Raw genomic sequence first — 12,664 nt, 5'->3', positions numbered from 1 at the left:
CCGAACTGCCACGAATACGACGCCACCGACCCATCAGAATCAGCCGAACCCGACCCATCAGTCGACACCGTCAACCCCGACACCGTCGCATCAAACGCCGCCACCGGAACCGCATTCACCGGAGGAGGCGTCACCGCATCGCTGGTCGTGACGATGAAGTCATCGAACCCGGTCGTCACAGATGCAGTCGCGGAGCCAGACAAATAGCTCTTAAGGCCGACACCGCCCGGAGCCTGCAACGCCGCTGCACTGTCCGTCGCAACAGCTTGCCAGCTCGCCGGCTCGCTCTGAGCAGCCGGCCACGCCTTCGCGCTGATCGTCGTTGGCGAAGTGCCGGTGACTTGAACGCGCAGTTTCAGTGGCAGGTTCGCCGTGTAGCTGAGCCCAGAGACCTGGGTCACGTTCAAAACGGCCGACCCGCTTCGAAGAATAAGGAAAACGTCTCCCGTGGGCTTGACCCAGACATCAACGGCATACGCCGACGAGCCCACTTGCCGACCGATCAAGCTCGCGTAATTGCCTCCACCCGTGGGAACCGAATCAAGCGTCATCGTGACCACAGAATCGGTATCCGTCGAAGCAACCGAATCGAGATTCGCAATACGAGTCGAACCGCCGGGGAGAACCATCTGGCCAACCCCACCATTGACCTGGAACTTCGATGATGAACCCGTCAACGTCCACGAACCACCAACATCCGCAGAACCCCAACCATTGCTCACGGTCCGACCAAACGCATCCTGAGCAAGAACATTGGCTGCTGGCGCGGTGACGGTGACGGGCTTCGTTACCGCGGTCGAGACCGCACCCTTGTTATCGGTCACCGTCAACGTCACCGTATAAGTGCCAGCCGCCGAATACGTGTGCGTGGCCGTCTTACCCGTCCCCACACCACCATCACCGAACTGCCACGAATACGACGCCACCGACCCATCAGAATCAGCCGAACCCGACCCATCAGTCGACACCGTCAACCCCGACACCGTCGCATCAAACGCCGCCACCGGAACCGCATTCACCGGAGGAGCGGTGACGGTGACGGGCTTCGTTACCGCGGTCGAGACCGCACCCTTGTTATCGGTCACCGTCAACGTCACCGTATAAGTGCCAGCCGCCGAATACGTGTGGACAGGTTTGGCTTCGTTGGATGTAAAGCCGTCCCCGAAGTTCCATGCGTAATCGGTTATCGCCGCACCGTCAGAGGCGCGCGATCCTGTGCCGTCGAAGGTCGCGGTCAGATCTGACGAGGTGTCCTCGATCACGGCGGTAGGCGGAGTATGCGGGGCAGCGACTGTCACCGTCTTTGAAGCCGTCGATGGCACGCCGGCGCTATCCGTCACCGTCAGCGTCACAGGATAGTTGCCCGGCGCCGAATACGTGTGGGTAGCGGCCACCCCGGTTCCCGTCGTGTCATCGCCGAAGTTCCAGGAGTACGAGGCGATCGTCTTGCCGGAAGAGGCAGCTGAACCGCTCGCGTCGAAGGCCACGCTGAGCGCGGTTGATGTTGCCGTGAACGCTGCTGTTGGAACACCCTGGCCCGTCCCGAGCGCGTAGTGCGCGGCAATCTGACCCGGCGTCAAGGCACTGTCGTACACTGCGAAGTTGTCAAGCGCGCCGTTGAAGTAGTTGCTGGTGGGAACGCCCGGCCAGCCATTGAGGTTGTCGCCTCCAAGCCGCCAATACCCCGAGTAGCTCTGCGCTGTGGTCGTCTGAGAATCGGAGCCGACAAGACCTCCATCGATGAACAGCTTCATACCCTCGGCGCCTTGTTCTGCGACGAGATAGTGCCATTGCCCGTCGTTGTAAGACGAGGAACTCGTGACGGTCTTTGTTGTTCCGGGGTAGGTGCCAAACGTAAGTCGGCCGTTGTTGAGCATGTAGACATGACGGTCGTATGACGACGACGAACCGCTCTTATCCGAGCCGTACCCGACGAGCTTTCCGCCGCTTCGCGTGGTCGTCTTGAACCACAACTCCGTCGAGAATGACGAGTTCACGGCTGCCTGCTGCGATGTCGCAATTAGGCCACTCGATGAACCGTTGAACGTCGAGGCAGGATCCGTGTCCCCGGCAATGGCGCCCGGGCTCGTCGTTCCCACACCTGAACTCACCGTGCCATCATTGCTTCCCGCCCAATCAACAGCTGCTGTACTCGAAGGACCGCCGAGCGGCCAGAAGAGCGTAGGCCCGTCATCCAGCACCCCGATGACGTAGGACGAGGCGGTCGCGCTTCCGATCTGCACAGAGACCTGCGGACTGGTCACGCTGTTGCCGTCTGGATCAGAGGCAACAACGTAGTACGACTGTGTGGACCCAGCCGGCACCCCGGTGTCTTTGAGAGTCACAGTGGGCAGATTCCAGTAGGTCGATTCCACCGTTGTGGTGGCAACAGGCTGAGACGTTCCGACTCGCATAAGCTTGTAGGTCAGGAACAGGTCGTCGCGATCCCAGTTTGCAGGAATAGTTACCCGCGCGGAACCCGCCCCAACCGACCTGGCCGTGGGCGTCCAGCTGCTCCCCGAAAGCCGCGGCCCCTGCTTCGGGCCACCAGGCGGGTTAGCGGAGAAGCGCACTAACCCCTGCTGAGCTTGCCCGTTGACGCCTGGAAATTCACCGCCAATAGCGATGAAGCCATCTGTGCCGACGATTGAGTAACCAGCATCGCCCAAGCCGGTGAAGCTGCCCGTGTACCAGTCCGGGTACCAGTCGACGACCGCTGGCGCAGGGTAGCCACTCCAGTCGGTGTAGATGTTGCTTACCCATGGGCTCCGGCTAAGCGTGCCCTTAGGGGCGGCCGTCAAAGCTGAAGCATTGCGCATATTCTCCGGGTTTTTTTGAGCCATGCCTCCGGCAGACTCGCAGGCGTGCTCGTGGCTCGTCGTGTATACGGTCGTGCCGTCGGAGTAGACGCCGAAGTGATCGCCGTGGCAGTCAGCAATCCAACGAATATCGCCGGATTCCGGGTCTGCGGAGAAAGTCCCTTCAAGATTTCCGACAGTCGTATCGGCATAAACCCAACCCGTGCCGTACACCGCGTTTTGATCCGTTGTGAGACTCCAAATGCCGGCCTTTCCGGCGCCGCTTCCCGTGTTGTAGCCGTTCTTGATGATGGTGGGCGCCGTCCATGGAAGCAGGGCTCCCGTAGTGAGATCAAGAGCTGCCAAGCCGCGCTGTGACACTCCGTTGATCGTGGAGAACCGACCAGCAGCAATTAACTTGTCCTTCTGAGGGGTGATCACCATCGAATCGACCTGCAGGTCCGACGTCGGTGCCCACCCGAGAAGTCCTCCACTGGTGTTGAACGCGGCGAAGCCTTGCCGCTTGACTCCATTTCCGGCTCCAATGAGCCCGCCGACGTATACGGTCGTGGCTGTCACTGCGATCGCGTTGACGTACGAACCGCCTACAGCGGCGTTGAAGCTGGTGACGAGTTGCCCCGTTGCAACATCAAAGGCTGCGAGATTCCATCTCGTTTGCCCATTTACCGAGTTGAAGGAGCCGCCAACGTAGAGGCGCGTACCATCCGGTGATACAGCGAGGGACTTCACCGTCCCATTGATTTGAGGAGCAAACGGCGTTATGTCACCGGTCGTAATGTTGTACGCGAGCAGGTTGCTACGAGGAATGAGATTTGTACCTGGTTGCGCCCCGGCCGGGCGAGCGTTGCTGAAGGATCCGCCCGCGTAGACGATGTCTCCGATGACCACTTGATTCCAGACGACACCTGAGTCGATCTGAACCGTAGGCAGGTTATCTGCCGTTGCTGTCGTGCTGCTTCGCTGTTCTATGGGTGCGGGACCCGGCAAAAGCGCCTGCGCAGGTGAGGCGATCCCGACCATGAACATGCTGACTGCGACGCCTACCGCGACAAGTATCGCGATTGGACGTCGAGTATGGGCACCTGCGGATATCATCGTCGCTCCATTTCGTGCCGTATTCATCATCATGAGACAGCACCGACAAAGTGAGCGGTCGGTGCGCCTGCAACGTATTCAACAGACAGCGTCAATCCCCGCCGATCACTGGTGGGAATTCGGAAAACGTACGTTCCGGTCGCCGACGCTCCCGCCGAAACGGTTCCCCACAGCGCCCGGTACGGATCTGACGTAGTCGGCTGCGCTGGTGCGCCGCTTGAATCCGTGAGAGTCACGATGGCCGAGCTAACGTCGATTGCATCCTTCGAGTTGTTCTGGACATGCACTTCGACGGCAACTGCCGGCCCCGCGATTTCGCCGGGCGTCCCTGCCTTCGCTGTCATCGCCTTGATGCTTGGGACGCTAATTGTGACGCCGCCATCGAGACTTGCAGGTTGCGTGAAGGCAACTTGGGTTACCGGCCCGGGGGCTCCGGGTTTGACGACCTCGGCGGTTGTTCCGCCAGTCGGAGCGGGAACTGGAGTCGTACGGGCGGGAGGCGCATCGCTATGCTGCCCGGGCACCGGCTTACCCGCGTCCGAACTCAACGGCGTCGCGACACAACCCGCGAGGGCGAACGCGCACCCGGCCACGAGGACGACAAGCGTGCACCGCAGAGAGCGGCGCGTTCCATTGCCCCACATGGCGATCTCCGTTCACACCCCGCAGATCTCCCCGACAAGACGCCGGGCACCACATATAACGAAGAACTTGCGGTTGTCGGGCGGATCACGGGTATGGTGTCCCAACGCAAGTCGATCAAACTAATCTTCGTATACCTGAGCAATCCTCACAAGTCCCAATTTCTTGGAGCTGAGTGAAGGAGACACGTCACCGTTCAGAACGTTTACGACTGCGGATCTCCGCAAGCATGCGTCGGCCGTCCCGTATCCCGCGAACATAGGCTCGGATGGGCGCCAATGAGTGCAAGAACTGTCGTCGGCCGCCGCCCAGAAGAATTTCGTATGACACTCGTGCGGTCGAGCGCTGCCAGAGTTTGATCCGCCGGTCATCGCAATGCTTCGCCGCGTACACGAGCCTGTTCCGAATGTTGTAGTAGTAGTAAGTCTCCGACTTGGCGCCAGCCTTGCGCGCCGACTTTTGCGTGCCACCCTCATCGTGTACGGCGAAAACGTCGTCAAGAACGGCGAGCGACCCGCCGGACAGGACAACACGTCTTGAGAGGTCGACGTCTTCCCAGTAGAGGAAATACTCCTCATCGAAGCCTCCCACGCGCTCCCACATAGAGCAAGAAATGGCGAAGCAAGCACCGCTGATCCACGGTTGCCTGGGCCCTGGGGGCGGCATCTTGCGACGTCGACTTGCCACTCGACCGGAGTCGAGGAAGAGGTCGATGCCATCGAACCAGATGGCGCCCGAACCCGTCTTGATGACTGGAGCTACCATGAGGTCCGCTGTTGCGGCCGCGGCGGTCACGAGTCGCATCAGTCCGTGGACACCGATGCGCGCGTCCGGGTTCAGGGCCACAAGCACTTCACGCTCATGTTCGATCGCGTACCGTGCGCCGGCATTCACACCTCCGCCAAAGCCGCGGTTATCGTCTAAGGGAACAACCACCCACCCCTCTGTGGCAGCCAGCGTCTGAACAGCCCGGCGCTCGGCGCTCGTTGTGAAGTTATCGACAATCACGACCATGCCGCCGTGGGCTCGGATGTCGAGACCTGAGAGGTTCTGCTTGAGCAAAGCGCTTGAACCGAAGTTCACCACGATCAAGGCGAATGAAGGGATGTGGCCCATCGGGATCAGTCCAAATGAATCGTCAGCCATCGGCCCGCTTCCGCCTTCCGCAACGCACCCTAGTATGCCGTTAAGTCCCATGCTCCGACGTGCATCCCGGCCGCGGGCGGCTCACGAAATGGCAGCCGTCGCGTCGCTAGACTCTCCGACAAGATGAAAGGCGACCACCACCATATGGCCAGCACGACTGCCGAGTACCTTGTGGTGGCGATTACGACGTACCGGCGACCGGAGCTACTTGGCCCGTTGCTCGATCTGGTTGCGGACAACATTCGCAATGAGACTTCGCTCGCCACCTCAATCTTGGTCGTCGATAATGATCCCGATGAGTCGGCACGTCGCGTCGCAGAAGCGCGCAGAGGCGTCCACTACGTTACAGAACGGGTACCGGGCATCGCAGCGGCTCGGCAGAGAGCACTCGACGAAGCGCCAAAGAACTCGGTTCTCATATATCTGGACGACGATGTCGTCCCTACGTCTACGTGGATTCGGCCCCTGTTGGAGGTGTGGCAAGACTCCGGTGCTGCAATCGTCGCGGGGTTCGTGCGATACACATTCCCCCAAGGGACAGATCCCTGGATCGTGCACGGAGGCTTCATCCGCCGAGAGAGCAGACCGACAGGAAGCCGACTCAGCGCAGCGGCGGCGGGCAATATTCTCGTGGACGTAGCGGCTGTGCGGCGATTTGGGGTTCGCTTCGATGCCAGTCTCGGGCTCTCCGGGGGAGAAGACACACTCTTCACTTCTCAGGTGACACGCGCAGGAGGAGCGATCGTCTGGTGCCAGGAATCGATAGTTGACGACGCGATTCCTGAGGCGCGCGCGACACGCTCTTTCTGCGTAGCACGTGCTCAGGCTCACGGCAGCGCGGAAGTCTTGGTTCAACTGCGCCTTGCTTCATCGCCGCTGCGGCGAGCCGCTGCCCGCGCGAGGTGCGGTTTAGGCGGCGTAGCCCGCGTGATTTGGGGTTACACCAGACACCTCATTGGCCGATTGTCCGCAAATGTTTATAAGGACGCTGACGGCATTCGCGTTGCCGCGCGCGGGTGGGGAATGGCGCGTGGAGCAATGGGTCTTACGACTGCGGAGTACGGTCGGCATCCCTCTGCTCGGTCGAAGAAGGCCTGACGAGGTCAGACGCCTTCTTCCATCTCTGCCGGCGGTGCACTAAAGCAACTGCTTCTTTGAATACCTGCACATGGCGCTCCCCCGCTCGACGCCAAGATCGCGCTGTCAGGTCCGGTTCTCCAACTGTCTGCTTTGCGTGAACTGCCGCGACAGTTGATTCAAGGTCTTCTAGCGCAAGCTCGCCGCTGTAGCGGTAGACCCAGCCGTCTCCAACCTCCTCCGCGAGAAGCCGATTGACCTCAGTATCGGGCACGAGTACAGGTCGGTTGAGAGAGAGTGCGGTTAGAGTGGCGCCCGAATTGTGCATGAATCGGTACGGCAGCACGACGAGTTCCGCACCCGTCGCTGCCGAAACGAGCTCAGCGTCCGTCAAGAACTTGAACGTGAACTCGACGCGGTCATCGCCGCCCACCATCTCGCAAAGATTTGCCTGGATCTCGGGCGTTGACGGCTTGCCTGAGATCGAAAGCGTCATCGTTGGGACGCGGGTCTCAAGGAACCGCGCAACAAGGCGTTCAACGCCCTTGTACCGGCGTATAAGACCGAAATAGGCGATCCGGCCGGCAATCGGGGCGCGTTGCGGATAGTCCCTGAACCAGTCCTTGTAATGGCCATGGGGAATAGTGACCGACGGGACAGGCGTGGCCGATTGAGTCACGGCGTTCAGATGGATATTGATAGTTGTGAGGCGTTCGAACCACGCTGTCAACGCCAACTGTCGTCTGTTCAAACCGCTTGGCAGTTCGACGTTGTGACGCGTGCGCACAAGTGCTCTTCGCGTCAATTGAATTCGAGCGAGAATTAAAGCGGTCAGGGCTTCACGAATGAGACTCTTGAACGTGCTGTGCCCGGTGAAGATTACCTCAGGCCAATGGACATGGAAAACATCGTACCGGCCTAAAATCGCGCGCTTGAATGAAAAAAGGATGAGCTCGCAATGCCGCTCGCCATTGAGTGCGCTTGCAAGTTGCACGATATATGGATTGGTGGTGGCTCGAGGGCGGGCAAACGATTCCAGCACTCGGACCGGGCGTGCACCACTCATCGTTGCGTCGTCGCGGTAGTCTTTGGCGCGTCGCTCATGATGAATCGGAACTTTCCGCGCGTTGGGCGAATCTCATCGACGATCTCGAGTGACACAGGGACTTCGCCGTCGACGTTAGCCCGAAGAGCTGCCAGGCGCTTCTCGGCCACTTCCACCGCATCAGGATGCTCCGTCAGGAGGCACCTGACGATTATGGAATAGTCCGCCTGCTGATGCAACTGGAACTGCCTGACGTATTCGTTTGCTCCAGCGTAGAGCCCAGTGAGCCCGCCGAGGATGACTTTGCCGCTCGGGAGCACAAGGAAATCCGACGTGCGCCCGCGGACAGGACTGATTCTGCTGTGTGGCCGCCCGCATGCACACGGAGCGAGGATTCTTGACGACAGATCGCCCAGCTGGTATCGGACTAGCGGGAAGACCTTGTTCTCGAAGTCGGTGATCACGACCTCGCCCTCACTTTCATCCATGAGGTGAACCCCGTCACGCACAATTTCGACGTTCTTGATGTCATCGAAGGTGTGCAGCCCACTTTGCCTATCGCACTCCCCTGCCATCCAATTGGCTTCTGAGCTGCGATAGTGGTCAAAAGCCGGCGCTCCGAAAAAGTCTTCTATCTCGGCGCGCTGCGATTCTGGAAGTGGCCCGGCAGTGACGCCGATTGCGCGCGGCGATTCAAATTCGATTCCTTTCACACGTGCTAGTCGAGCCAAGGCAACGACACCACCCACGTAGCCGATCAGAAACTCGGGGCGCGTCCTCTTCCAAGCCGAAGCGAACGCCTCCAATGCTTCATCGCTAATGTCGAACGTGTCGAGCTGGATGCGCGTCGAGGGCCACCAGAGTAGAGCCTGTTTGCGCCGCGCTGACGCTGTTCGGTAATGACGGTCGATCGTTGCCGTGTTAGCCCACGGCTCAATTCCCCACCATCGCTGCAGTCGCCACTCATAGGCCCGGGCATGGACTCGAAGGTCTCGGAGCACTTTCAGCGGCTCCCCGGTGCTGCCACTCGACATGCTCGTGACGCTGTTCCGCTCAGTAGATTCATCGGAGCGTATCTCGTCAGCATGCTCTCGGATCATCTCCTTGGTCAGCAGAGGCAGCTCGTAAAACGCTGACGGATCCTCAAGGTCATTGAGGCTAAAGCCGTGATCTCGATAGAACTCGGCGTAGAACGGCGAGTGTTTCATCGCAAAACGTGCGATTGCGATTGAGTGGGCGTCCTTTACGGCGGAAAGGTCCGCCGCGGACAAGCCCTCATTAGCTAAAAGCGATCGCCAGACCGCCGCGCTTGATCTCACCACGGTGCTGGACCTGCTCGCGAAAGCCGCCCTGCGCATCCACGTAGACACTGGGCCCCCCTACGTAATTCGACCGCTAATGCCGCCAAGTGTAGCGTCCACCGTGCGTGCCGGGTCCCGAAAAAATAGGCACCCGGTCGCTGGGACCGACGATTGTCAAGCATTCCGCTACACTGAATTGAGTAATTCTCATTCTAAAGTGATGAGTGTAGAAAATCCCGCGTTTCGCGACACGAGGAGGAGCGCTATGGCACAACGGATCGGCTACGCCGCTGGCGCCTTCGACCTCTTCCACGTCGGCCACCTCAACATTCTCAAACATGCCAAGGGTGCGTGCGATTACCTCATCGCCGGCGTCGTATCAGACGAAATGCTGCAGGCCTTCAAGGGCATTCGCCCCGTGATTCCTCTCTCTGAGCGTCTCGAGATCGTGCGCAATATTCGCTATGTCGATGAAGCCGTAGCGGAGACCGTGCCAAACAAGCTCGACATGTGGCGTGAACTTCAGTTCGACGTGTTCTTCAAGGGTGACGACTGGCGCGGTACAGAGAAGGGGAAACGGCTCGAACGCGATTTTGCAAAAGTTGGGGTTGAGGTCGTGTACTTTCCATACACGATGAGCACCTCGAGCACCGTACTTCGTCGCGCACTAGACGTGATGGTCGGAGTCGGACCTTCCGCCAAATCTGAACCGTTTGCCGCTTCACGCTGAGCCCTTCGACGTCTCACCGCCATTTCGCCAAATGCCGTAGGCCATCTCGCTATCGCTTGGCGAGATGTGGCGTACGAAAGTGTCGAAGCCCGATGCTTGACTCACTTCGCCAGGACGACGCCTTCAGCCGGAGCATAGGTCGTTCAATGTAGAACCAGCTCGCCATCGCGACTGGCACAGTGATCGCTAGCGATGCGACAACGAAGATCGCCAGAGGCAGCCGTGCAGCACCTAGCATGAGCAGGATCTGTTGGAATGGCATGGCATAGATGTACAACCCGTACGAGATGTCGCGGTCTTTGAGTTGCAGTGCTGGCGCAGTAAGCCGACCGCCGATCCAGATAACGGAATAGGCGAGCGCCGGCGCCGCGATCAACCGATAGTTCGGAAGCAGAGCGCCAGCCGCCAGCAGCGCGAGAGCCACGGCAAACAATCCGCGTCTAGCAGGGATCTTGTCACCGTAGAGCTGGATTAGTGCCCCCGCGAGAAACATGAGCCCAAGTCGAGAGACAGAACGGATTCTGTACTCATCGGGGAGTAGGCCAAGCGCAAGCGCCAACGCCATCAGCCAGACCAGCGCAAAGATCACGGCTGTCGCCCAGCGACGCCTGAGGATTGCGGCTACACCGAGTATCGCCAGGGCAAGATAGGCCGTCGCTTCCCAGTACAACGTCCACAGCGAGCCATCCCATACTCCCGGCACCGGCACCCCGCGCGGCGTACCGCCAACATCGTAGAAGTCCATACTGAGATTCGAATCGTGTAGCACGTACTGCCAAGCAGAATGCGGCCCGGAAAACACGCTTGCCGCTGAACCTTGCTGGATCAACGCCGTAATCGGTGCGATAACAAAGGCGACCAAAATCAGGCACGTGAAGAATGCCGGCATCAGGCGCAGAAACCGGTTACGAAGGTAACGTAGAAGGTTCGGCGAATGGAGCCAGCTTCCAGCTAGAAGGAACCCGCTTATGGCGAAGAACCCGTCAACGGGAACGTCCGAGACGAGTTGCACGCCATACGGCCAATCGGTGGATCGACCGCTGAGCACGAAGGCATGCCAAACGATCACAGTTGCTGCGAGCAACAACCGAACAAAGTTGAGCGAATTCGCTGTCGGGTCAATGTGCTCGGCGATGGTCTTGCGAGTGGGTCGGCCCTTCGCCGCGCGCTGGGCGTCATCGCTGGCACTGATTCTCTCAGTTGAAACGACCACGTTCGTCCCCGATTCCTGACGCCCCCATCGGGCGCCGACTATGTGAGTTTAGTGACTCTTCCTCATTTATGACGACGGTACCGACGTTGCCGGGGCGGCAGGGCGCGCCTAGCGTGGAAGCGCCATGGACTGGTTCGGGGCAGACGGGTACGAGCTGGCGCGGCAGGTGCTTCAGCGGGGCGTCGCCGCGATCTACCTCGTTGCCTTCCTCTCGACCGCAGCGCAGTTCCCCGCGCTGCTCGGTGAGCACGGCCTACTGCCGGTTCCGCAGTTCCTGAGGCTCTCGTACGCGAAGAAGCAGCCCACGCTGTTTCGCTGGCGGTACTCCGATCGGCTGCTGCTCACGGTGGCGTGGGTCGGGGCCGTTGTCGCCGCGAGCCTTGTCGCCGGCCTGCCACAGTTGGGGCCGCCGTGGGTTCCGCTCATCCTCTTTCTCGCCATCTGGTTCGGATACCTCTCGATCGTCAACGTCGGCCAGACCTTCTACGGCTTCGGCTGGGAGAGCCTGCTGCTCGAAGCCGGCTTCATGGTCGCGTTCCTCGGCTCGAACGAGACGGCGCCGCCCGTGCTCATCATCTGGCTGATCCGGTGGCTCGTGTTCCGCCTCGAATTCGGCGCCGGCATGATCAAGATGCGCGGCGACCGGTCCTGGCGCGACCTCACCGCGCTCTACTACCACCACGAGACGCAGCCGATGCCGAACCCGCTCAGCCGTTTCGCGCACCTGATGCCCAAGTGGTTCCACCGCGTCGAGGTGCTCGGCAACCACTTCTCGCAGCTGATCGTGCCGTTCTTTCTGTTCGCGCCGCAGCCCGTGGCATCCGTCGCCGCAGCCATCGTCATGCTCACCCAGCTGTGGCTCGTGGTCACCGGCAACTTCGCCTGGCTCAACGTGATCACGATCGTGCTGGCGTTCGCGGCGCTCAGCGACCCGGCGGCGCACCTGGTGATCCCCGCAATGCCGGCGCATACCGACTACGCGTTCGCCGTAGCGCCCGCGTGGTTCATCGTGATCGTGATCGCGGCATCCCTGCTGGTGGTCATTCTCAGCTGGTGGCCCGCCCGCAACCTCGTCGCCCGCCGGCAGCTCATGAACGCGAGCTTCAACCGCTGGCACCTCGTCAACGCGTACGGCGCCTTCGGCAGCGTCACCCAGGTGCGCTACGAAATAGAAATCGAAGGCACGGATGCCCCCCAGCCCGGCCCCGAAGCCGAGTGGCGGGCGTACGAGTTCAAGGGCAAGCCGGGCGACCCGAGGCGGGTGCCGCGCCAGTTCGCGCCGTACCACCTGAGGCTCGACTGGCTCATGTGGTTTCTGGCGCTCGGCTCACCGGACAACCGGTGGTTCATCATGCTGCTCGGCAAGCTGCTCGAGACCGACCCGAAGACGCTGAAGCTGCTGCGCGTCGACCCGTTCCACGGGGAGCCGCCCCAGTGGATCAGGGCGAAGCGGTACCACTACCGGTTCGCGACGCGTGCGGAGCGGCGCAAGCGGCACGTGTGGTGGGTGCGCGAGGAGGCGGGCATGCTCGTGCCGCCGGTCTCGCGCGACGCGCTGCGCGGGTAGGCGGGTTGAGGAGCCGCGCAGCGGCGTCT

Annotated in this window: 9 protein-coding genes; 3 read left to right on the top strand and 6 right to left on the bottom strand. The window is 60.7% G+C overall.

All coding sequences use genetic code 11. The annotated features are described in order from the left end of the window. From OSC27_RS12175 to OSC27_RS12170, 3 genes are all read right to left on the bottom strand, one after another. Nucleotides 1-3,845, bottom strand: a 3,845-nt coding sequence (locus OSC27_RS12175; protein ID WP_267181713.1) for a PKD domain-containing protein, incomplete at its 3' end; no start/stop codon positions are given. A 98-nt stretch (nt 3,846-3,943) separates the two neighbouring features. Beyond that, nucleotides 3,944-4,258: a DUF4352 domain-containing protein gene (locus tag OSC27_RS14530; RefSeq protein WP_416348852.1), complete on the bottom strand. Its 315-nt coding sequence runs from the start codon at nt 4,256-4,258 to the stop codon at nt 3,944-3,946. A 487-nt stretch (nt 4,259-4,745) separates the two neighbouring features. Beyond that, on the bottom strand, nt 4,746-5,702 hold the full coding sequence (locus OSC27_RS12170) for a glycosyltransferase family 2 protein (protein WP_267181712.1): 957 nt from the start codon (nt 5,700-5,702) through the stop codon (nt 4,746-4,748). Nucleotides 5,703-5,825: 123 nt separating this feature from the next. Here OSC27_RS12170 and OSC27_RS14525 point away from each other — a divergent pair, with 123 nt between their 5' ends. Further along, entirely contained in the window at nt 5,826-6,800 is a 975-nt protein-coding gene (locus OSC27_RS14525; protein WP_416348851.1) for a glycosyltransferase family 2 protein, read from the top strand. Here the strand turns inward: OSC27_RS14525 and OSC27_RS12165 are convergent. Together OSC27_RS12165 and OSC27_RS12160 are read right to left on the bottom strand one after the other, a co-directional pair. Next, complete coding sequence (locus OSC27_RS12165) at nt 6,748-7,845, bottom strand: glycosyl transferase (RefSeq protein WP_267181711.1); 1,098 nt, start codon at nt 7,843-7,845, stop codon at nt 6,748-6,750. The two genes, OSC27_RS14525 and OSC27_RS12165, sit on opposite strands and share 53 nt — an antisense overlap. Beyond that, complete coding sequence (locus OSC27_RS12160) at nt 7,842-9,095, bottom strand: phenylacetate--CoA ligase family protein (protein WP_267181710.1); 1,254 nt, start codon at nt 9,093-9,095, stop codon at nt 7,842-7,844. Before OSC27_RS12160 ends, OSC27_RS12165 begins: the two co-directional genes overlap by 4 nt. A gap of 295 nt (nt 9,096-9,390) precedes the next feature. Between OSC27_RS12160 and OSC27_RS12155 the strand changes: the two genes are divergently transcribed. Further along, nucleotides 9,391-9,855 carry an adenylyltransferase/cytidyltransferase family protein gene (locus tag OSC27_RS12155; RefSeq protein WP_267181709.1) on the top strand — a complete coding sequence of 155 codons (465 nt, stop codon included), beginning with the start codon at nt 9,391-9,393 and terminating at the stop codon, nt 9,853-9,855. 49 nt (nt 9,856-9,904) lie between these two features. Here the strand turns inward: OSC27_RS12155 and OSC27_RS12150 are convergent, their stop codons facing one another. Next, nucleotides 9,905-11,068 (bottom strand): acyltransferase family protein, encoded by a 1,164-nt coding sequence (locus OSC27_RS12150; RefSeq protein ID WP_267181708.1) that lies wholly within the window; start codon nt 11,066-11,068, stop codon nt 9,905-9,907. 124 nt (nt 11,069-11,192) lie between these two features. Here OSC27_RS12150 and OSC27_RS12145 point away from each other — a divergent pair, with 124 nt between their 5' ends. Further along, entirely contained in the window at nt 11,193-12,635 is a 1,443-nt protein-coding gene (locus OSC27_RS12145; RefSeq protein WP_267181707.1) for a lipase maturation factor family protein, read from the top strand. Nucleotides 12,636-12,664 lie beyond the last annotated feature (29 nt).

This window comes from Microbacterium sp. STN6 (genome assembly GCF_026410545.1).
GTDB lineage: Bacteria > Actinomycetota > Actinomycetes > Actinomycetales > Microbacteriaceae > Root112D2.
The sequence above is the reverse complement of the archived record's forward strand: the minus strand, read 5'-3'. Positions and strand labels throughout refer to the sequence as shown.

Bases quoted from the DNA above. Each gene is read 5' to 3' on its own strand.
- OSC27_RS12155 (WP_267181709.1), top strand. From the start codon at position 9,391: ATGGCACAACGGATCGGCTACGCCGCTGGCGCCTTCGACCTCTTCCAC.
- OSC27_RS14525 (WP_416348851.1), top strand. From the start codon at position 5,826: ATGAAAGGCGACCACCACCATATGGCCAGCACGACTGCCGAGTACCTT.
- OSC27_RS12165 (WP_267181711.1), bottom strand. From the start codon at position 7,845: ATGAGTGGTGCACGCCCGGTCCGAGTGCTGGAATCGTTTGCCCGCCCT.
- OSC27_RS12170 (WP_267181712.1), bottom strand. From the start codon at position 5,702: ATGGCTGACGATTCATTTGGACTGATCCCGATGGGCCACATCCCTTCA.
- OSC27_RS14530 (WP_416348852.1), bottom strand. From the start codon at position 4,258: ATGACAGCGAAGGCAGGGACGCCCGGCGAAATCGCGGGGCCGGCAGTT.
- OSC27_RS12145 (WP_267181707.1), top strand. From the start codon at position 11,193: ATGGACTGGTTCGGGGCAGACGGGTACGAGCTGGCGCGGCAGGTGCTT.